The organism is Streptomyces sp. NPDC086519, assembly GCF_040686075.1.
GTDB lineage: Bacteria > Actinomycetota > Actinomycetes > Streptomycetales > Streptomycetaceae > Streptomyces > Streptomyces shenzhenensis.
This window is the reverse complement of the sequence record NZ_JBFBJL010000022.1, coordinates 27,920-46,994: the sequence shown is the minus strand read 5'-3', so window position 1 is coordinate 46,994 and position 19,075 is coordinate 27,920. Positions and strand designations below refer to the sequence as shown.

The following is a 19,075-nucleotide window of genomic DNA, read 5'->3' as shown; positions in this document are numbered from 1 at the left end:
TGGCTCCGTGCCGGGGCCCGGCTCACCTTCCCGGCCCCGGCACGGTCGCTGCGCGGGTACCGTCGCATCCATGCACACCACGCGTGTCACCAGACGGGTACAAGCGCCCCCCGCCGCCGTCTACCGGGCTCTGCTCGACCCGGAGGCGGTCGCCGCCTGGCGGACCCCGGACGGCATGACCGCCCGGGTGCTCGCCTTCGACGCCCGGGAGGGCGGCGAGTTCCGGGTGTCACTGGACTACGACGACCCGGGCCGCGCGGGGAAGTCGGGCGGGCACACCGACACCTACCGGGGCCACTTCGCCCGGCTCGTGGAAAACCGGCTCGTCGTCGAGGTCATCGAGTTCGAGACCGGCGACGACACCGTACGCGGCACCATGACGATGACGACCACGCTCACCGGGGCGGACGGCGCCACGGATGTCCAGGTCCTGCACGAGGACCTCCCCGAAGGCATCCGCCCCGAGGACAACGAACTGGGCACCCGGATGGCCCTCGACAACCTGGCCCGGCTGGTCGAGGGCCCCGCCTGACTCAGGCGTTCGGGTCGAACGAGATCCCGGACGGCATGGAGTACGACAGGTTGGCGTCGAACGAGCCGTCCTTGATCTTGATGGTGGCCTCGCCGAAGTCCGCGTTCATCAGCTTGTCGCGGTAGCCGGCCGGGTAGCCCTCCCAGCCCACCAGACGCGGGTAGAACCAGCCGCCGGTCACGTTCTCCGGCGGGTCGTCGTTGGAGTTGGCGAAGCGGAAGTCGTGCGTGGACAGGCCGTCCTTGTGGTACACGATCTTCGGGTGGGTGCCGTCGAACCGGATCGCCGAGGCGGCCGCCACCTGGTAGGTGCTGTGCTGGGACACCGAGACGTACTGCACCTGGTTGTTCTGGATCCACACGATGACGTGTTCCCAGTCGTGCCGGTGCCCGATGGCCAGCGGCCCGTACGTCGCCTGGTCCTTCTCGAAGTAGCTGGCGTACATCACCGCGCACCAGCCGTTGTTGCACTTCTCGCGGGAGTAGGTGTTGGCGTTGGCGAGCTGCGCGTAGTCGTGGCAGTGGCCGTTGACGTCACCGCCGAGCCCCAGACCGGGGTTGATGGTGCCGTCGGCGCCGATGGCCGCGGTGGCGTAGCAGCCGTCGCCGTCGTAGTCGTAGGCCGGGGAGAACGTCTGCTCCAGGCCGTCGGCGTTCTGCGGCAGCAGCGTCAGGACGTCGGCGTGCGCGGCGGCCGGCACGGCGACGACCAGCGCGAGCGCGCCGAGAGCTGCGGCGAGGGCTTTGCGCAACGGCCGTCTGCGGGTGGGGGACTGCAGGTCGGACATGTCGACTCCCTGTCGGTGAAAGGCGATGCGGAGTCTGGCAGCCGGCTCCCGCCGGAGACCACCGTTACGACTTAACTTTGACCTAAAGACAATTGAACAGCTCTTTCAACTCCTGTGCTGCAACCAGCTGTTGAGCTGCTGTGAGTCTTCCGGACGTGCTTGCCGCGCGGGCCGCCGATCTCGCGGCCCTGCGCGCGCTGGCCGCCGACACCACCGCCGACTTCGGTCACGTCCTGGACGGACACGTCCTGCCCGGCACCTGCACCGCCGTACTCAGGGCCGTGCCCGGACCGACGTGCTCGTCCGCACCGGGGTGTGCGAGGACGCGGGGGGTGCCTCCCCGGCCTGAAGCCGACGCTCGACGACTTCCAGGCCTACGCCCGGGACGAGGAACGCGTCTCCGTCTTCCTGGGGGCGGCCAGGCGATCGGCTAGGCCCGCGCGGAGCCGTGGCCGAGGACGCCGTGGTGGTGACGGCGGTGCACGGCCGGGGTGCGGTGCAGGGCGATCAGGGCCGCGTCGTCGCCGAGGCGGCCGCCCGCATGCGCCAGCAGGTCGCGCCGGATGTGGTGCATCAGCGCCTCCGGAGCGGCGTCGGTCCACTGCGCGACCCGCTCGGTCAGCGGGTAGAAGCGGCCCTGGGCGTCCCGGGCCTCGATGACACCGTCGGTGTAGAGCAGCAGCGTGTCGCCGGGCTCGAACGAGAACACGTCCAGGGTGTGCTCGGCGCCGCCCGCCCCGGGCACGCCCAGCGGCGGCGACGGGTGCAGGCTCGGCACGGTCACCGCGTGCCCCGCGCTCAGCAGCAGCGGCGGCGGATGGCCGCTGCTGGTCATCCGGGTGACCGGGTCCTCGTCGGGGATCTCGATCAGCAGGGCGGTGGCGAACCGCTCGCCCGCCTCCTCCGGGGTCTCGAAGTCCGCCGCGTACCGGTCCACGCTCTGCTCAAGGGCGGTGGCGAGGTCCGGCAGGGTGACGTGCCGGTGGGCGGACTCCCGGAAGGCGCCGAGCAGCAGCGCCGCCTCGCCGATCGCGGACAGCCCCTTGCCCCGCACGTCTCCGATCAGCACCCGGACCTCGCCCTCGGAGTGGGTCGCCGCGTAGAAGTCACCGCCGATCTGCGCCTCGTCCTCGGCGGCCAGGTACAGCGAGGCGATCAGCAGCGGCCCGATGTGCTCCGGCAGCGGCCACATCAGGACGTGCTGCGCGGCCTCGGCGACCGTGCGCACCTGGGCCAGCTGGGCCCGGCGCCGCTCGCGGACCGCGCTGTAGACCACCACGAGCACCGAGAGCAGCACCAGGGTGACGATCTGCACGACGTGGTTCGTGGTGGACAGCCCGCCGTGGAACACGGCGATCACCGCTTGGGCGGCCACCGCGAGCGCCCCGACCAGCGCGGTCGACCGGGGGCCGGCGAACGACGGGGTGAGCGCGGGGGCGATGACCAGGGCGGGGCCCAGATGGATGTCCGCGGGGGTGCGGAGGTCCGTCACCGTGATCACCACGATGAGGGCGATCGGGAGCAGCAGCAGCGCGTGCGACGACCGCCGCAGCCCCGCCGCACAGCTCCGCAGCCTGCCCATAACCACCAGCGTGCGCCACCGCCGGGGGACCGGCCACCGCGAGCCGGCCGGTCCCCCGGACGCACACGCCTTGCCGAAGGTTCGCGCCAGAGGTACGCGCTAGAGGTTCACGGAACGCATCCCGGCCTCGTCGTAGCGCTCGCCCGCCGCCCGGGGCACCTCGGCCTCGATCCGGGCCAGGTCCTCCTTGGTCAGCTCGACACCGACGGCGGCCGCGTTCTCCTCCAGGTAGCCGACGCGCTTGGTGCCCGGGATCGGGACGATGCCGTCGCCCTGCGCCAGCACCCAGGCGAGAGCCAGCTGCGCCGGGGTCACGCCCTTCTCGGCGGCGATCTCCTTCACCTTGGCGGCCAGCCGCAGGTTCGCGTCCAGGTTGTCGCCGGTGAAGCGGGGACCGGTGCGGCGCCAGTCGTCGGCGTCGAGGTCGTCGGGGGAGGAGAACCGGCCGGCGAGGAAGCCGCGGCCCAGTGGCGAGTAGGGGACGAACCCGATGCCAAGCTCCCGGCAGGCGGGCAGCACCTCGTCCTCCGGGTCCCGGGTCCACAGCGAGTACTCGGTCTGCACGGCCGCGATCGGGTGCACCGCGTGGGCCCGCCGGATCGTCTCGGCGCTCGCCTCGCTCAGCCCGATGTGCCGCACCTTGCCCTCGGCGACCAGCTCGGCCAGGGCGCCCACGGTCTCCTCGATCGGCACGTTCGGGTCGACCCGGTGCTGGTAGTACAGGTCGATGCGGTCGGTGCCCAGGCGCTCCAGCGAGCCGTGGACCGAGCTGCGGACATGCTCGGCCGAGCCGTCCTGCGGGCCGATGCTGCTCATGTCGCCGGGCACGGCGTTGTCCATGCGGTAGTTGAACTTGGTGGCGATCACGTACTCGTCCCGGTGCCCCCGGATCGCCTCGCCGACGAGGCTCTCGTTGGTGAGCGGCCCGTAGAGCTGCGCCGTGTCCAGGAAGGTGACGCCCAGTTCCCGCGCGCGGTGGATGGTCCGCACGCCCTCGTCCTGGTCGGCGGTGCCGTAGAAGGCGGACATGCCCATGCAGCCGAGGCCGATGGCGGAAACCGACAGATCTCCCAGATTGCGCTGTCGCATGTGACTCCAGCCTTTCCCGCTGACTCGCTTTCCTCATGGACGCTACGACTTGAAGAGCACTCGAAGTCAAACGGGCACCGCCGATCCGGTACACCTGGCCCCGGAGCCGTACCCCGCGCCCGTCCGAGCCCGCCCGTGGAGGCCGCGTGCCGCCAGCCGGCCCGAGTACCTCGCCGCGCTCGCCCGGGAGTGACACTTCGGCCGAGCGGCGGCGGCCTGCGGGGACCGTGAAGGGCAGGCTGCCCGGGTCCGTCGAGCGCGAGCCGGACCTGATCTGCCACGGGAGCGCGGCCGCGAGGATCCCGCACCGCGACGACCGTGACGCTGCCGACCGGGCCCTGCGGCGGCCCCCGGCCGGGTAGGTACACGGGCGACGCCCGGTACCCGCAGCCCGCGCCCGCGGAGTACCCCTGGCGCACCATGCCGCGCCAGGGGACGACCCCGCACATCTCCGGCTCCGGCCTTTCCGCCGGGCCCGCCGCGCGGCCGGCACCCGGGAGGTCCCGGAGTCGTGGCCGGCCGGCGCGGGAGTCGGGCCGTACCCGGTGAACTCCCGTCAGGGGTTGAGCCGGACCGGCAGTTCGAACAGGTCGTTCTGGGTGACCACCGGCTTGTTGCGCAGCTCGGACGCCGGCACCGCGAGGTCCAGGCGGGGGAAGCGGCCGTAGAGCGCGGGCAGCGCCACACCGGCCTCCAGGCGGGAGAGCGCCGCACCCGGGCAGACGTGCGGGCCGTGCCCGAAGGAGATGTGCCGGTTCGGCGACTCCCGGGTGATGTCGAACTCCCCGGCGCTCGGCCCGTGCGCGTTCTCGTCGCGGCCGATCGCGGCGTACGACACGATCAGCGCGTCGCCCGCCGGGAGCACCTTGTCGCCGACCGGCACGTCCTCGGTGGCGAACCGGATCAGGACGTGCGAGGTCGGGGTGGACCAGCGCAGGGTCTCCTCGACCACGGCCGACCAGTCCACCTCGCCGGAGAGCACCCTGGCCCGCTGGTCGGGGTGGGCGGAAAGGTTGACCACGGCGTTGACGATCAGGGAGATCGTCGTCTCGTGCCCGGCCGCCACCATCAGCTGGAGGGTGGAGACGATCTCCTCGTCGGTGAGGTGGTCGCCGTCCTCGGAGGCCAGGATCAGCGCGCTGGTGAGGTCGTCGCCGGGCTCGGCCCGCTTGGCGGCGACCGTCGCCGCCATGATCCCCGCCAGTTCGGTGAGGGTCGCGATGACCTCCGCGGGCGGGGTCTGGGTCGAGAAGAACTTCTCGAACAGCAGCTTCAGGCGGGGCAGTTCGGCCTTGTCGATGCCCATCAGGTCGGCGACGACGTACATCGGCAGCGGGTAGGCGAACGCCGCCTTGAGGTCGATGCTCTCCGCGTCCTCGGGGAGCGCGTCGAGCAGGTCCTGGGTGAGCTTCTCGACGCGCTCGCGCATCTGCTCCACCCGGCGCGGAGTGAGGGCCTGCGCGACCAGGGTGCGCATCCTGCGGTGGTCGGCACCGTCCACGGTCAGCATCGAACGGCCGGGGTTGGCCAGGCCGATCAGCGGCCAGTCCGGCGCGATCTCCCCGCGCTGCCAGGCACCCCACACGTTGATGTCCTTGACCAGCCGCGGGTCGGTGAGCAGCGCCTTGGCCTCGGCGTGGTGCGTGACGGCCCAGACGGGCACCCCGCCGGGCAGTTCCACGGCGGCGAGCGGACCGGCGGCCCGCAGCCGCGCGCTCTCGCCGTCGAGGTCGGTGACGAAGGGGTCGAGGGCGATCCGTGCTTGTCCGGTACCGGTCGTCATCGTGACGTGCCTTTCAGGGCAGGGTCAGATAAGTGCGCCATTCGGTGTGCTGCGCCTGTCTCTCGATGGGGAGGTGCGGATCAGAGGGCGGGTACGGGCGTGAACCTGACGGGCAGTTCGCTCAGCCCCCGCAGCCACGGCGAGGGCCGACGGGTGAGGGACTCGGCGGGCACCGCGAGGTCGATGTCCGGGAGCCGGTCGAGGACGACCTCGATGGCGGTCCGGGCGATCACCTCGGCGACCTCCTGGGCGGGGAACGGACAGCGGTGCTCGCCGTGCCCGAAGGAGAAGTGCGCGTTGTTGCCGCCGGTCAGCGCGGAGGCGTCGGTGCGCACCTGCGGATCGGAGTTGGCGCCCTGGAGGCCGAGGATCAGCAGGTCACCGGCGCGGATCCGGCGGCCGCCCAGCTGGGTGTCGCGGGAGGCCCAGCGGCCGGCGATGTTCTGGCTGGGGGTGTCCTCCCACAGCACCTCGTTCATCGCCTCGGCGACACTGTTGCGGCCGCCGAACAGGGAGGCGGCGAACCGGTCGTCGGTGAGCATCAGGCGCAGCGAGTTGCCGATCCAGTCGGCGGTCGGCTGGTGCCCGGCCGCCATCATGACCATCAGGTCCTGCATGATCTCTTCGTCGGTGAAGCCGCTCTTGTCCTGGAGCATCCGCGAGACCACGTCGTGGGCCGGGTTCGCCTTCCGGTCGGCCAGCAACTGGGCCATGGACATCGCCAGGTGGGTCTGCCCGGCGAGTGCCCGCTCCCGGCCGTCGATCATGTCGTTGAGGGCGGTGACCAGGCCGGGGCCCTCCTCGTCGGCGAAGCCGTACAGCTGCGCGAGCACCCGCACCGGCAGCAGCATCGCGTACTGGCCGATCAGGTCCGCCTCGCCGCTGGTGCACAGTCCGTCGATCAGCTCGTCCGCGAACCGCTCGGCGTGGCCGCGCAGTTCGAACGGGTCGACGGCCTCCAGCGCGTCGCTGATCATCCCGGCCCGCTCGCGGTGCCGCTCGCCGACGGTGTAGAGGATCGACGGCTGCTTGCGGCCGATCATCGGCAGCAGCGGCCAGTCGTCGGGGATCAGGTCCCACTGGTTCCACAGTTCCGAGTCCCGGCTGAACAGCACCGGGTCCCCGGTCACCTGGTGCAGCTCGCGGTAGCCGACCACCAGCCAGGCGGGCACGTCCCCGTCGAGCACGACGGGGGTGACGGCGCCGTGGTCGCGCCGCATCTCGCGGTACAGACGAGCCGGTTCGGTCTGGAACCGGGGGCCGCCGAGCGGTACGGCGTCGGGGGTCACACGAACTCCTGTCGGGGCAGGTCCGCCGGTGCCGAGTGGTCGGCGTACCGGTTCTTGACGTGCTGGACGAGCGCGATCAGCACCTGCTTGCCGGACTCCCGGGAGCGGGCGTCGCAGGTGACCAGCGGGACGTGCGGGTCCAGGTCGAGGGCGTGCCGGACGTCCTCGGGCGGGTGCACCGGGCCGCCGAAGTGGTTGCAGGCCACGATGAACGGGGTGCCGTGCTTCTCCAGCCGGTCGATGGCGTACCAGGAGTCGCCGATCCGCCGGGTGTCGACGAGCACGACCGCGCCGAGGGTGCCGGAGAACAGCCGGTCCCACAGGAACCAGAACCGCTCCTGGCCCGGCGCCCCGAACAGGTACAGCACGTTGCGGGCGTCCAGCGTGATCCGGCCGAAGTCGAAGGCGACGGTGGTGGCGGACTTGCCGCGCACCTCCCGGATGTCGTCGACCGCCTCGCCGGCCTGGGTCATCGTCTCCTCGGTGTTGAGGGGACGTATCTCGCTGACCGAGCGGACCAGGGTGGTCTTGCCGACGCCGAAGCCGCCCACGACCACGATCTTGAATCCGTGGTCGGCGGAGGCACCCAACGGGGTGCGCGCGTCAGAGGTTGCGGAGTCCAACGAGCACCTGCTCCAGGATGTCGGGGTCGGTGATGGCCGGCCGGTACGGGTGGCGGGCGCTGACCCGGCCGGCCGCCTGAAGGTCGCACAGCAGGACCTTGGTGATGCTCACCGGCAGCTTCAGCTCCGCGGCGATCTCCACGACCGAGGTCGGGAACTTGGCCAGGCGCAGGATCGCCGCGTGCTCCGACTGCATGCCCGGAACCGGTTCCGACTCCGCGACGACCAGGGTGACCAGGTCGAAGGGGCTGTCGGGGCCGGTGCTGCTGCGGCCGCCGGTGATGGTGTACAGACGGTCGGGCGCGTCGTCCCTGCCGGGCCGGCTCATGACGTCCGGGGCTGCGCGGTCAAGTGCTCGCCGAGCTGCTCGACCAGTTCGCTCATGTTGTGCCCGATCAGCCCGGGGTCGGCGTCCTCGCTGGTCACCACGGCCAGATGGGCGCCCTCGCCGGCCTCCACGATGAACAGCACGCCCCCGTAGAACTCGGTCATCGCCGACCGCACGCCGCCGCTGCCGTCGCCGAACTCGACGGACGCCCCGTGCGACAGCGACTGGATGCCGGCGGCGATCGCCGCGAGCTGGTCGGCCTGGTCGACGGAGAGCTCCGGGGTACGGCAGAGCTTCAGGCCGTCGCGGGAGAGCACGAGAGCGTGCCGCGCGCCGGGGGTGCGCTCCAGGAGGCCCTCGATGAGCCAGGTGAGCTTGTCGTCGGCGGTGGTCCTGCCGGTCATGAAGTGGGGTCGCCTTCCGGGTACGCGTGCGGGTGGGACGTGAGCTCTGAGCCGGACTCCGGGTGGGGCGCGGGGACCGGGTCATGCGCGGGGACGGGGGCCTGCGGGGCGGCTTCACCGACCGCGCCGTAGGCCTCGGCGGACGTTTCGGCGGAGTCGGGCGCCGGCGGGCGGACGGCCTGCCGGAAGCTGTTGAAGCGGGCGGCACGGACCTGGGCATCCGCACCGCGGGGCGCGGGGCGCGGCTCCTCGGGCTGGGGCGCCGACCGGCGCTCGGCCTCGGCGAGGGTCCGGCCACGGCGGCGCCTGGGCAGCCCGGTGGGCCCTTCCTCGAACTCCTCGGCGGAGTCGGACGCGGCGGACTCGTGCACCGGCGGGGGATCCGCGGCGACCGGCACCGGCTTGGCCGGCTCCGTCTCCTGGGCGGGCTCGGGTTCGTCGGCGACCGGGCGGGTCAGCAGCTCCTGCGGGACCAGCATCAGCACCCCGGTGCCGCCGCGCGCCGACGGCCGGAACGACACCTTCAGGCCGTACTTGCGGGAGAGCCGGCCCACCACCGCGAGCCCGAGCCGGGTGCCGGTGAGACCGCCCAGCTCGGTGGTGTCGCCGGCGACCGCCCGCTCGGCGCGGCGCAGCTGCACATCGCCCATCACCAGCCCGCTGTCCTCCACGGACACGATGACCCCGGCCGGCACCTCCTCCACGTACACATGGACCTCGGCCGTGGGCGGCGAGAAGTTGGCCGCGTTGTCGAGGAGTTCGGCCAACGCGTGCATGACCCCCTCGGCGGCGTGCCCGGCGACGGCGGTCTCGCTCACCGAGTGCACCCGCACCCGGCGGTAGCCGCTGATGCGCCCCATCGCGCCGCGCAGGATCGACTCCATGCTGATCGGCCGCGCCCAGCGGCGCCCGGAACGCGCCCCGGTGAGGACGGCGATGGAGTCGGCGAGCCGGCCCGCCTGCGCGGTGCGGTGGTCGAGGTGCAGCAGATCGGCGAGGATGTCCTCGCCGGTGTGCCGGTCCTCCATGGCCCGCAGGTCGGCGAGGGTGGCGGTGGCGATGGCCTGCATCCGGCCGGCCGCGTTGCCGGCGGCGGCGATCGCGACGGCCCGTTCCCGCAGGGCGCGCTCCAGTTCGGCGGTGAGCCGGTCGTTCTCCTGGCGGTACCAGTCCAGTTCCTTGCCGCTGTCCTGCTGGTTCCGAGCTCGCTCCTGCTCGAAGGACTCGGCGAACTCGCTGCGCTGCTGGGCCAGTTCGTCGATCAGCCGCTGTTGCTCCTGGCGCGCCTCCTCGGTGGTCCGGGCCTGCTGCTGGAGCAGCCGCCCGATGTCCTGACTCACCGCCTCCAGCCGGCGCCGGGCGCCGCGTGCGACCCGCGCCGCGTGCACGGCCCAGGTCACCGCCGCGCAGAGCAGCAGTGCCGCCGCGCTCGCGCCGAGGGCGAGGGGTGCGCGCACCGAGGCCGGCGCGGCGGTCACCGCGGCGACGACCACGAGGGCCGACACCACGGCGGTCAGCGCGAAGGTCGGAACGAGCGTACGGAGGGAAGGTCGTTCGCCGGGGTGCGTGGGCGCGGTCATCGGTCCGGTCTGGTCCTCGGAGCAGGTAGGGATGGGTTTCCAGTGAAGGAGTTGTGACGCTCGGTGCTGAACTGGGCGTCACTATACGAGAGGTTGTGATCTAAACAGAACAGTTCCGGTCTCATTGCGGAAATCCGGCTGTGGGGAAGGGGTCTTGCTGTGCCCAGGCTGTGAGCGAACTCGTGCGTCACCGTGCTCGAAGGCGTCCGCCACGATCGCCGCGGCCTTGCCGACCAGCGGGGAGTCGGCCGCGGCCGCGGCGTCGGCGTGGGTGGAGAGGACGGCGACGACCAGGGGCGCGCGGCTGGGGGGCCACGCGACCGCGACATCGTTGGCGGTGCCGTACCCGCCCGTTCCGGTCTTGTCGCCCACCGTCCAGTCGCCGGGGAGCCCGGCGCGGATCCGTTCCCCGCCGGTGGTGCAGGCGAGCAGCCAGCCGGTGAGCCGCCGCCGGCCGGTGGCGTCCAGGGCGTGGCCGACGGTCAGCCGCGCGTAGGTCGTCGCGATCGCCAGGGGAGTGGTGGTGTCCGTCGCCCGCCCGGGCTCGGCCGAGTTCAGCTCCGGCTCCCACCGGTCCAGGCGCGTCACCTCGTCCCCGACCGAACGGCACAGCCGCGTCACGGCCACCGGCCCGCCCAGTTGCTCCAGCAACAGGTTCGCCGCGGTGTTGTCGCTGTACGAGACCGCCGCACCGCACAACTCGGCGACGGTCATTCCGGCGGCGAGATTCCCCGGTTGTCCGGTGACCGGAGCCCCGCCCGCCCTGTCGACATCGCCCTCGTCGTAGTGCACGACCCGGCTGAGTACGTCCTCGCCGAGGTCGCGCAGCACGGCGGCGACCGCGAGCGTCTTGAACACCGAGCACATCGCGAAGCGCTCGCCGGACCGGTACCCGAGCCGGGCCCCCGAGCCGGTGTCCCAGGCGAACACCCCCAGCCGGGCGCGGTGTTCGCGCTCCAGGACACGCAGTCTCCCGGCCGCCCCCGGCGCCGGCGGAGCGGGCAGCGCCGCACCGAGGGCCGTGGCGAGCACCGTGCGACGCGAGGGCCTGCGCATGACCGCTCCTCTACCGGGACGACGCTGAAGCGGACGCGACAGCGGGCGTGCGGGTTGAGCCGTGTGCGGGTGACACATCCGACGCTGAAATCCGGCCGACCATAGCTCTCGCATCGTCGCAAATGATCCAAACGTCTCTACGATGACGCGTGGAACGGCCCGGGCACGGAGAAGCTCTTGGAGTGCGCAGGCCGACGACGGGGAGATGACGGGGACGGTGTCGAGGGGGGCGATGCCTTTCATGAAGGGCGACTGGAGCCGGGTGGCCGCGGAGGCGGTCCGCTTCGTGCGGCGCACGCTGCGCGACGAATGGCACGCCGTCGTCGTGGAGCCGGTACGGCAGCTGGTGCGGCGCGGACTGTCCGGGCTCGTGCTCGCGTTCGTCGCCGCGTTCGGCGTCATCTTCTTCCACGCCGTCGCCCAGCACCCCTTGGGCAGGCGGCTGGTGTGGCTCCTCGGCGGTGTCACCGCCGACCTGCCGCTGTGGCTCTCCCTGTCGCGCACGCCGGTGTCGCTGTACGTCCCGGCGCTCGACCTGCCGGTGTGGGCGGGCATCACCCAGCTCTTCCTCGCCTTCGCGCTCGCCGAACTCACCCTCGGCCGCGGCCGTACCCTCGCCGTCGCGTACCTCACCACCCTCGCCGGCACCATGACCGCCCGCGTGATGGTCGCGCTGGGCCCCGGCTGGTGGGGTTTCGGCCTGCCACCGCAGGCCGGCCGGGTCCTCGACACGGGGCCGTCCGCCGCCGTGGTGGGACTGTTCACCTACTTCGCGGTGGTCCGGCGCGCCCCCGTCGTCTTCGTTCTCACCGGCGGCTCGATGGTGTGGGAGTCCCTCGCCGTACCGAACCTCGCCGGGCGCGAGCACCTGATCGCCGTGGGCTCGGCGAGCATCCTCGGCCTGCTGCACGGCCGCCGCCTGCCGCTGGCCACCCGCCTCGCCGAACGCCTCGGCACCGCCCCGTCCCCACCCCGCTCCGGACCACCGGCCCCCCGCCCGGGCCCACCGCGCCATCCCGTGTCCGCCCCCCGCCTCCCCAACCCTCCCGCCTTCCCCCAGACCCCCTATGCCACGCGGCCGGCCCGCCGAACTGCTCAACAACGTCAATGTGATGGTTTTCGCACTTCGGCCGGTTCGGGCAACCCCTAATGTTGCGGCGAGCCAGGGGGTGCCCGCCGGAGCGGGGCCTGGTGCGTGCAGTTGCAAGGCGGAGGGGGGAGCCGGCGCGTGACGACGACGCGGCTGGGGGCACGCCCTGCGGGCCACTGCGTGCCAGGACACGCGACGCCGACATGATCCGCCGGACACCCCCTGAGGACGGGCGCGGCTGACACCATGGTGTTCGTCGCCGGCAGGCTGAAGGGATCCAGGGATGTTCCGCAAGGTGCTGGTCGCCAACCGTGGAGAGATCGCCATCCGCGCTTTTCGCGCGGGCTATGAGCTGGGGGCACGCACGGTCGCCGTGTTCCCCTACGAGGACCGCAACTCGCTGCACCGGCTGAAGGCCGACGAGGCCTACGAGATCGGGGAGCCAGGGCATCCGGTGCGCGCCTACCTCTCCGTCGAGGAGATCGTGGGCGCGGCCCGGCGGGCCGGGGCCGACGCCGTCTACCCCGGCTACGGGTTCCTCTCCGAGAACCCGGAACTCGCCCGCGCCTGCGAGGAGGCGGGCATCACGTTCGTCGGGCCGAGCGCCCAGACGCTGGAGCTGACGGGCAACAAGGCCCGTGCGGTGGCCGCCGCCCGCGCCGCCGGCGTGCCGGTCCTCGGCTCCTCCGCGCCCTCCAACGACATCGACGAACTGGTCCGCGCCGCCGACGAGATCGGCTTCCCGGTGTTCGTGAAGGCCGTCGCGGGCGGCGGCGGTCGCGGCATGCGCCGCGTCGAGGACCCGGCCGCGCTGCGCGAGTCCATCGAGCAGGCCTCCCGCGAGGCGGCCTCCGCGTTCGGCGACCCGACGGTCTTCCTGGAGAAGGCCGTCGTCGACCCGCGCCACATCGAGGTGCAGATCCTTGCCGACGGCGAGGGCAACGTCATTCATCTCTTCGAGCGGGACTGCTCGCTCCAGCGCCGCCACCAGAAGGTCATCGAGCTGGCACCCGCGCCGAACCTCGACCCGGAACTGCGCGACCGCATCTGCGCCGACGCCGTCCGCTTCGCCCGTGAGATCGGCTACCGCAACGCCGGCACCGTCGAGTTCCTCCTCGACCGGGACGGCAACCACGTCTTCATCGAGATGAACCCCCGCATCCAGGTCGAGCACACGGTCACCGAGGAGGTCACCGACGTCGACCTGGTCCAGGCCCAGATGCGCATCGCCTCCGGCGAGACCCTCGCCGGCCTCGGGCTCTCCCAGGAGACGGTGAAGCTGCACGGCGCGGCCCTGCAGTGCCGTATCACCACCGAGGACCCCGCCAACGGTTTCCGGCCCGACACCGGCCGCATCAGCGCCTACCGCTCCCCGGGCGGCTCCGGCATCCGGCTCGACGGCGGCACCACCCACGCCGGCACCGAGATCAGCGCGCACTTCGACTCCATGCTGGTCAAGCTCACCTGCCGGGGCCGGGACTTCAAGGCCGCCATCGGCCGCGCCCGGCGGGCCGTCGCCGAGTTCCGCATCCGCGGTGTCGCCACCAACATCCCCTTCCTCCAGGCCGTCCTGGACGACCCGGACTTCCAGGCCGGCCGGATCACCACCTCGTTCATCGAGCAGCGCCCGCACCTGCTCACCGCCCGCTCCTCCGCGGACCGCGGCACCAAGCTGCTCACCTACCTCGCCGACGTCACCGTCAACAAGCCGCACGGCGAGCGCCCCCACCTGATCGAGTCGACCACCAAGCTGCCCCCGCTGCCGGCCGGTGAGATCCCCGCCGGATCCCGGCAGCGGCTGGTCGAGGCCGGCCCGGAGGGCTTCGCGCGCTGGCTGCGCGAGTCGCCCGTCCTCGGCATCACGGACACCACCTTCCGCGACGCCCACCAGTCCCTGCTCGCCACCCGCGTGCGCACCAAGGACCTCCTCGCCGTCGCCCCGGTCGTCGCCCGCACCCTGCCCGGACTGCTCTCCCTGGAGTGCTGGGGCGGCGCCACCTACGACGTGGCGCTCCGCTTCCTCGCCGAGGACCCCTGGGAGCGGCTGGCCGCCCTGCGCGAGGCCGTCCCCAACATCTGCCTCCAGATGCTGCTGCGCGGCCGCAACACCGTCGGCTACACCCCGTACCCGACCGAGGTGACCGACGCCTTCGTCCAGGAGGCCGCCGCCACCGGCATCGACATCTTCCGCATCTTCGACGCCCTCAACGACGTCGGCCAGATGCGCCCCGCCATCCAGGCCGTACGGGAGACGGGCACCGCGATCGCCGAGGTGGCCCTCTGCTACACGGCCGACCTGTCCAACCCCGACGAGCGGCTCTACACCCTCGACTACTACCTGCGGCTCGCCGAGCAGATCGTCGAGGCAGGCGCGCACATCCTCGCCGTCAAGGACATGGCGGGCCTGCTGCGCGCCCCGGCCGCCGCGAAGCTGGTCTCGGCCCTGCGCCGGGAGTTCGACCTCCCGGTCCACCTGCACACCCACGACACCGCGGGCGGCCAGCTGGCCACCTACCTCGCCGCGATCCAGGCGGGCGCGGACGCGGTGGACGGCGCGGTGGCCTCCATGGCCGGTACGACCTCGCAGCCCTCGCTGTCGGCGATCGTGGCCGCGACCGACTACTCGGAGCGTCCCACCGGGCTCGACCTGCGGGCGATCGAGGACCTGGAGCCGTACTGGGAGAGCGTCCGCAAGGTCTACGCCCCCTTCGAGGCGGGTCTCGCCTCACCGACCGGCCGGGTCTACCACCACGAGATCCCGGGCGGCCAGCTCTCCAACCTGCGCACCCAGGCCGTCGCGCTCGGTCTCGGCGACCGCTTCGAGGACATCGAGGCGATGTACGAGGCCGCCGACCGCATTCTCGGCCGGCTGGTCAAGGTCACCCCGTCCTCCAAGGTCGTCGGCGACCTCGCCCTGCACCTGGTGGGCGCCGGGGTGGCGCCGGAGGACTTCGAGGCCACCCCCGACAGGTTCGACATCCCGGACTCCGTCATCGGCTTCCTGCGCGGCGAGCTGGGCACCCCGCCCGGCGGCTGGCCCGAGCCGTTCCGCACCAAGGCCCTCCAGGGCCGCGCCCCCGCCAAGCCGGCGCCCGAGCTGACCGCCGAGGACCGCGAGGGCCTGGCCAAGGAGCCCCGTACGACCCTGAACCGGCTGCTGTTCCCGGCGCCGACCCGCGAGTTCGAGACCCACCGCCAGACGTACGGCGACACCAGCGTCCTGGACAGCAAGGACTTCTTCTACGGCCTGCGCCCGGGCAAGGAGTACTCGGTCGACCTGGAACCCGGCGTCCGGCTGCTCATCGAGCTCCAGGCCGTCGGCGAGGCCGACGAGCGCGGCATGCGCACGGTGATGTCGAGCCTCAACGGGCAGCTGCGGCCGATCCAGATCCGTGACCGGGCGGCGGCTTCCGACATCCCGGCCACCGAGAAGGCCGACCGCGCCAACCCCGGACACGTCGCGGCCCCGTTCGCCGGCGTCGTCACCCTCGCGGTGACCGAGGACGCGGAGGTCGAGGCGGGCGCCACGGTGGCCACGATCGAGGCCATGAAGATGGAGGCCACCATCACCGCCCCGAAGGCCGGCCGGATCTCCCGGCTCGCCATCAACCGCATCCAGCAGGTGGAGGGCGGCGACCTGCTGGTCGAGATCGCCTGAGCACGGGCAGCCCCTGGGGGCGGGGGAGGGCCGGCCGGACCCGGCCCTCCCCGGCTACGAACGGGAGAAGTGCGTGCCCAGCCGTGCCTTCAGCAGGTTCGGGTCGCGCTGGGTGAAGTAAGCGGCGTTCGCCACGAAGACGTCACGGCCGCTCACCGCGAGCGCGGTCGGGTTGGACAGCCCCTCCTGCACCGTCAGGACGTCGCTGTGGCTGCCGTCCGGGCCGATCAGCGCGACCTCGTTGGACGGGGGCAGCGCGGCCAGCACGATGTCCGAGTGCCCGGGGAAGGCGAAGTCGTCCACCCCGGCGAGACCGGTCGCCCTGGTCTCGGCCGCCCCCGCCGAGCCGTCCGCGCCGACCGGGATGCGCAGCAGCGTGCCCCGGTCGGTGTTGGTCACCCACACCGCGTCCTTGTGGACCTTGATCCCGTTGGCGCCGAAGCCGGTGGCCGACGGTAGCCCGGTGAGCGCGGGGCCGGTGGCCCAGGCCCTGGGCTCGGCACCCGACCGCGGGATGCGCCACACCGTGCCCAGCGCGGAGTCGGCCGCGTAGAGCACGCCGTGCTTCTCGTCGAGGGCCAGACCGTTGGGCAGGCCGTTCGCCGGCAGCTTGGCGATCTGCTCGGGGGTGCCGCCGCCGGCCGGGATGCGCCAGACGCCGGTCTTGTCGGTGCCGGTGGCGTAGGTGACGTACAGCGTGCCGTCGAGGGCGCGGGCCAGTCCGTGCGTGACCGCGCTGCTCACGAGGGGTGTCCGGGGGCTCTTCTCGTCGGGCAGGGTGGCGAGGACACGGACCCGGCGCTCCCGGGTGACCTTGACGACCTGCCGGGCGAACGCGAAGGAGATGTCCACCGCGCCGCCCCGCTCGGCGACGACGCTCTCGGGCGTCTGCCCCCGGGCGAGATCGAAACGGGCGACGGTGTGGGGGCGGGAGAGGACCGGGTCGTCGCTCGCGGCCGGAACCGCCGCGAGCAGGCCGATCGCGACCGCGGCCGGTGCGGCGACGGCCCGGCGGGAGAATCGGGGCATGTGACCTCTTTCGACGGGAGCACAAGGCTCCGGCGTACCGGTCACACCAACATGACGCTTCCCCGTCCTCGGGCCGCGGCAGCCGTGGCCGCGACGTCGCCCGCCCGGCGCACGGCGTGGGCCCGCATGCCGCGCAGCCGGGTGACGGCCCCGCTCAGTTCCACATGGGGTAGCTCATGACCTGCGTGTATCCCTCCGGCCTGGCACCGGGGTAGGTCAGGTTCAGGCGCGTGAAGTGCTGCACGTTCGGGTGCTTCGTCCAGACCACCGGGCGATAGAGCCGCACGGTCACCGGGTACTTGTGGAACGTGCCGGCCGCGCAGTACGGCTTGCAGTCGTTCACCACGTTCACGCCCTGGGCGACCGCCGTGCTGTCGTTCCACTTGGTCCAGTGCATGCCGGTGAGGATGCTGTTGCCGTCGCCGCAGGCCAGCAGGAAGTCGGTCGGCCTGAACCGCTGGTGCCAGAGGCAGTCGACGAGCACCGGGTGGTGGGCCGACGCCCGCGCCGGGGGCGGTGTCGGCGGCGTCGCGGAGGCCGTCGTCATACCCGCCGTGAGCAGCAGGGCCGCCCCGAGTCCGATCGCCGTTCCCACCACTGGTCGCATGGTCACTCCCGCCCGTTCCGCCGTACGTGTTCCCTTCGACGCTACGACCGTCCCGCGAGATGTACCACTTGCGGCGTATTCGCCGGCCAGAAGGGCGAAGTCCCCGACCGGTGTGCCCGGCGGGCGCGGCCGGGGACGGGGCCGCCTCGGTCCGGCGCCGTCGCGTCTGCCATGGCGCCGGGGTGCGTGGCCGGCGACGCCACCACCGTCGGGCGACGGTCCTCGGGTGGTGCGTCTCGCCGTGCCGGTTCCGGTGCGGGACTACGCGTACAGTGCGACGGCTCCGCCCCACAGCGCGCCCGGGTTCAGGCGTTCGGGGAAGCGTTCCAGCATGGCGTGGAAGAAGCCGAGCGCGTCTTCGTGCTTGCCGAGGAGTTCGTCGGCGGTGTCGAGGTAGAGCCGGGTCTCGGCGATGGCGCGGGCGGCGTCGTCGTCGAGTTCCTTGTTCTTGTGGCCGGTCACGATCCGGCGCGGCCGCAGGCCTTCGACGACGGTGATGGCCTCGCGCCAGGCGTCGCGGCCGCCGTCCCGGGATTCGGCGAGGTACTGGTGCACACCGTTGTAGATGACGTCGCCGGCCACGACGAGTTCGAGGTCGGGGACGTGCAGGACGCTCGTTTCGTCGGTGTCGCTGTGGCCCACCTCCACGATGATCAGGTCGTGCCCTTCGAGGGTGAGCCGGTTGCCGGGGACGGTGACGGCGGTGACGGGGGCGTCCGGAATCTGTCCGGGGAAGAGCTTGTCCCAGAAGTGCGGGCGGATGGAGACATTGCGGCGCATCTCCGCGATCGTGCCCTCGGAGGCGACGACCTGCGCGCCGAAACGTTCCGCCAGGACGCCGGCGGTGAACCAGTGGTCACCGTGGCCGTGGGTGGCGAAAATGTGGGTCAGGTTCTTGCCGGTGGCCTCTGCCCAGTCCCCGACCGCCTCGGCCTGCGCGGAGGTCAGTGGCGGGTCGACCAGGACGGCGTCCTGTTCTCCGTGGATGAGAGTGACCGACAGGGGTGAGAACATCCGCCGGTCCCCGTTGGGGACCGGATCGGTGACGTTCTGCGCGATCGGGTCGGCGACGAAGACGTCGTAGGCGAGCGGGCTGTGGGCAGGCATGGTGCGTTCCTAACTGACACGGTCGTTGCTGCGGGCGCGGTCGGATGACCGGCCGGCGGCGGCGAGGGCGGCGTAGTAGGCCGGGCCTCGGATGATCGAGACGGCGTCCTGGTCGACCAACTCGCCGTGATCGTCACGGAATTCGAGGTGAACCGGCCGTTCCCCGCCGGTCGCGTAGAGGACGCCCTGTCCCGTCTCCTGCGGGCGGTGCCGGTCCCCCCACGCGCTGAGGGCCGCCAGAACCGGCAGCACGTCGCGGCCAGCCTCCGTGAGGAGGTACTCCTCGCGGCTGCGTTCCCCTTCCTCCTGATACGTCACACGCTCCATGAGCCCCGCGCACACGAGGTCGTTCAGGCGCTGGCCGAGGGTCGCGTTCGGGATGCCGATGCGCTGGAACTCCGCGAAACGGGTGCGCCCGAGGAAGGCCTCGCGAAGCAGCAGCAGGTTCCACTTCTGACCCAGCACGGTCAGCGTGCGCGCGATGGAGCAGTTCTGATTCGCCGGCAGTGACATGGCGTCCATGGCTTTCAC

At 72.3% G+C, this 19,075-nt stretch carries 17 protein-coding genes; 3 read left to right on the top strand and 14 right to left on the bottom strand.

What is annotated here, in order from left to right:
- Positions 1 to 70 precede the first annotated feature (70 nt).
- Entirely contained in the window at positions 71 to 532 is a 462-nt protein-coding gene (locus AB0P24_RS21915) for an SRPBCC domain-containing protein (protein WP_365796418.1), read from the top strand.
- A gap of 1 nt (position 533) precedes the next feature.
- Here the strand turns inward: AB0P24_RS21915 and AB0P24_RS21910 are convergent, their stop codons facing one another.
- The 10 genes from AB0P24_RS21910 to bla all read right to left on the bottom strand — a co-directional run bounded on the left by AB0P24_RS21910 (position 534) and on the right by bla (position 11,053).
- Complete coding sequence (locus AB0P24_RS21910) at positions 534 to 1,319, bottom strand: NPP1 family protein (protein WP_365796416.1); 786 nt, start codon at positions 1,317 to 1,319, stop codon at positions 534 to 536.
- Positions 1,320 to 1,749: 430 nt separating this feature from the next.
- Complete coding sequence (locus tag AB0P24_RS21905; protein ID WP_365796414.1) at positions 1,750 to 2,901, bottom strand: PP2C family protein-serine/threonine phosphatase; 1,152 nt, start codon at positions 2,899 to 2,901, stop codon at positions 1,750 to 1,752.
- A gap of 99 nt (positions 2,902 to 3,000) precedes the next feature.
- On the bottom strand, positions 3,001 to 3,990 hold the full coding sequence (locus AB0P24_RS21900; protein WP_365796412.1) for an aldo/keto reductase: 990 nt from the start codon (positions 3,988 to 3,990) through the stop codon (positions 3,001 to 3,003).
- A gap of 556 nt (positions 3,991 to 4,546) precedes the next feature.
- Complete coding sequence (locus AB0P24_RS21895) at positions 4,547 to 5,773, bottom strand: cytochrome P450 (protein WP_365796410.1); 1,227 nt, start codon at positions 5,771 to 5,773, stop codon at positions 4,547 to 4,549.
- A gap of 80 nt (positions 5,774 to 5,853) precedes the next feature.
- The gene (locus tag AB0P24_RS21890) at positions 5,854 to 7,062 is read right to left on the bottom strand and encodes a cytochrome P450 (protein WP_365796408.1); all 1,209 of its coding nucleotides are present in this window, start codon (positions 7,060 to 7,062) and stop codon (positions 5,854 to 5,856) included.
- Positions 7,059 to 7,685, bottom strand: coding sequence for an ATP/GTP-binding protein (locus tag AB0P24_RS21885; RefSeq protein WP_365796406.1), 627 nt, complete (start codon positions 7,683 to 7,685; stop codon positions 7,059 to 7,061). Before AB0P24_RS21885 ends, AB0P24_RS21890 begins: the two co-directional genes overlap by 4 nt.
- Entirely contained in the window at positions 7,666 to 8,013 is a 348-nt protein-coding gene (locus AB0P24_RS21880; RefSeq protein WP_365796404.1) for a DUF742 domain-containing protein, read from the bottom strand. Before AB0P24_RS21880 ends, AB0P24_RS21885 begins: the two co-directional genes overlap by 20 nt.
- On the bottom strand, positions 8,010 to 8,417 hold the full coding sequence (locus AB0P24_RS21875) for a roadblock/LC7 domain-containing protein (protein ID WP_181807431.1): 408 nt from the start codon (positions 8,415 to 8,417) through the stop codon (positions 8,010 to 8,012). The genes AB0P24_RS21880 and AB0P24_RS21875 overlap by 4 nt, the downstream gene beginning before the upstream one ends.
- A complete protein-coding gene (locus AB0P24_RS21870) occupies positions 8,414 to 9,997 on the bottom strand; it encodes an ATP-binding protein (protein WP_365796401.1) in 1,584 nt (527 codons plus the stop codon). The genes AB0P24_RS21875 and AB0P24_RS21870 overlap by 4 nt, the downstream gene beginning before the upstream one ends.
- An 81-nt stretch (positions 9,998 to 10,078) precedes the next feature.
- Complete coding sequence (gene bla / locus AB0P24_RS21865; protein WP_365796399.1) at positions 10,079 to 11,053, bottom strand: class A beta-lactamase; 975 nt, start codon at positions 11,051 to 11,053, stop codon at positions 10,079 to 10,081.
- Between the two features lie 232 nt (positions 11,054 to 11,285).
- Between bla and AB0P24_RS21860 the strand changes: the two genes are divergently transcribed.
- Both AB0P24_RS21860 and AB0P24_RS21855 read left to right on the top strand, forming a co-directional pair.
- Complete coding sequence (locus AB0P24_RS21860) at positions 11,286 to 12,203, top strand: hypothetical protein (protein WP_365796397.1); 918 nt, start codon at positions 11,286 to 11,288, stop codon at positions 12,201 to 12,203.
- A 223-nt stretch (positions 12,204 to 12,426) separates the two neighbouring features.
- Positions 12,427 to 15,801, top strand: a complete 3,375-nt coding sequence (locus tag AB0P24_RS21855) for a pyruvate carboxylase (protein WP_365796394.1) — start codon at positions 12,427 to 12,429, stop codon at positions 15,799 to 15,801.
- A 54-nt stretch (positions 15,802 to 15,855) separates the two neighbouring features.
- On the opposite strand, the gene AB0P24_RS21850 is transcribed toward AB0P24_RS21855, so the two are convergent.
- From AB0P24_RS21850 to AB0P24_RS21835, 4 genes are all read right to left on the bottom strand, one after another.
- Positions 15,856 to 16,830: a hypothetical protein gene (locus tag AB0P24_RS21850; RefSeq protein ID WP_365796392.1), complete on the bottom strand. Its 975-nt coding sequence runs from the start codon at positions 16,828 to 16,830 to the stop codon at positions 15,856 to 15,858.
- A gap of 154 nt (positions 16,831 to 16,984) precedes the next feature.
- On the bottom strand, positions 16,985 to 17,437 hold the full coding sequence (locus tag AB0P24_RS21845; RefSeq protein ID WP_365796390.1) for a hypothetical protein: 453 nt from the start codon (positions 17,435 to 17,437) through the stop codon (positions 16,985 to 16,987).
- 261 nt (positions 17,438 to 17,698) lie between these two features.
- Positions 17,699 to 18,544: an MBL fold metallo-hydrolase gene (locus AB0P24_RS21840; protein ID WP_365796388.1), complete on the bottom strand. Its 846-nt coding sequence runs from the start codon at positions 18,542 to 18,544 to the stop codon at positions 17,699 to 17,701.
- A 9-nt stretch (positions 18,545 to 18,553) separates the two neighbouring features.
- The gene (locus tag AB0P24_RS21835) at positions 18,554 to 19,066 is read right to left on the bottom strand and encodes a helix-turn-helix domain-containing protein (RefSeq protein ID WP_365796386.1); all 513 of its coding nucleotides are present in this window, start codon (positions 19,064 to 19,066) and stop codon (positions 18,554 to 18,556) included.
- Between the last annotated feature and the right edge of the window lie 9 nt (positions 19,067 to 19,075).

What these genes read in the sequence shown, in the direction of transcription:
- AB0P24_RS21915 (WP_365796418.1), top strand. Translation starts at nt 71, where the DNA reads ATGCACACCACGCGTGTCACCAGACGGGTACAAGCGCCCCCCGCCGCC.
- AB0P24_RS21910 (WP_365796416.1), bottom strand. Translation starts at nt 1,319, where the DNA reads ATGTCCGACCTGCAGTCCCCCACCCGCAGACGGCCGTTGCGCAAAGCC.
- AB0P24_RS21905 (WP_365796414.1), bottom strand. Translation starts at nt 2,901, where the DNA reads ATGGGCAGGCTGCGGAGCTGTGCGGCGGGGCTGCGGCGGTCGTCGCAC.
- AB0P24_RS21900 (WP_365796412.1), bottom strand. Translation starts at nt 3,990, where the DNA reads ATGCGACAGCGCAATCTGGGAGATCTGTCGGTTTCCGCCATCGGCCTC.
- AB0P24_RS21895 (WP_365796410.1), bottom strand. Translation starts at nt 5,773, where the DNA reads ATGACGACCGGTACCGGACAAGCACGGATCGCCCTCGACCCCTTCGTC.
- AB0P24_RS21880 (WP_365796404.1), bottom strand. Translation starts at nt 8,013, where the DNA reads ATGAGCCGGCCCGGCAGGGACGACGCGCCCGACCGTCTGTACACCATC.
- AB0P24_RS21875 (WP_181807431.1), bottom strand. Translation starts at nt 8,417, where the DNA reads ATGACCGGCAGGACCACCGCCGACGACAAGCTCACCTGGCTCATCGAG.
- AB0P24_RS21870 (WP_365796401.1), bottom strand. Translation starts at nt 9,997, where the DNA reads ATGACCGCGCCCACGCACCCCGGCGAACGACCTTCCCTCCGTACGCTC.
- bla (WP_365796399.1), bottom strand. Translation starts at nt 11,053, where the DNA reads ATGCGCAGGCCCTCGCGTCGCACGGTGCTCGCCACGGCCCTCGGTGCG.
- AB0P24_RS21860 (WP_365796397.1), top strand. Translation starts at nt 11,286, where the DNA reads ATGCCTTTCATGAAGGGCGACTGGAGCCGGGTGGCCGCGGAGGCGGTC.
- AB0P24_RS21855 (WP_365796394.1), top strand. Translation starts at nt 12,427, where the DNA reads ATGTTCCGCAAGGTGCTGGTCGCCAACCGTGGAGAGATCGCCATCCGC.
- AB0P24_RS21850 (WP_365796392.1), bottom strand. Translation starts at nt 16,830, where the DNA reads ATGCCCCGATTCTCCCGCCGGGCCGTCGCCGCACCGGCCGCGGTCGCG.
- AB0P24_RS21845 (WP_365796390.1), bottom strand. Translation starts at nt 17,437, where the DNA reads ATGCGACCAGTGGTGGGAACGGCGATCGGACTCGGGGCGGCCCTGCTG.
- AB0P24_RS21840 (WP_365796388.1), bottom strand. Translation starts at nt 18,544, where the DNA reads ATGCCTGCCCACAGCCCGCTCGCCTACGACGTCTTCGTCGCCGACCCG.
- AB0P24_RS21835 (WP_365796386.1), bottom strand. Translation starts at nt 19,066, where the DNA reads ATGGACGCCATGTCACTGCCGGCGAATCAGAACTGCTCCATCGCGCGC.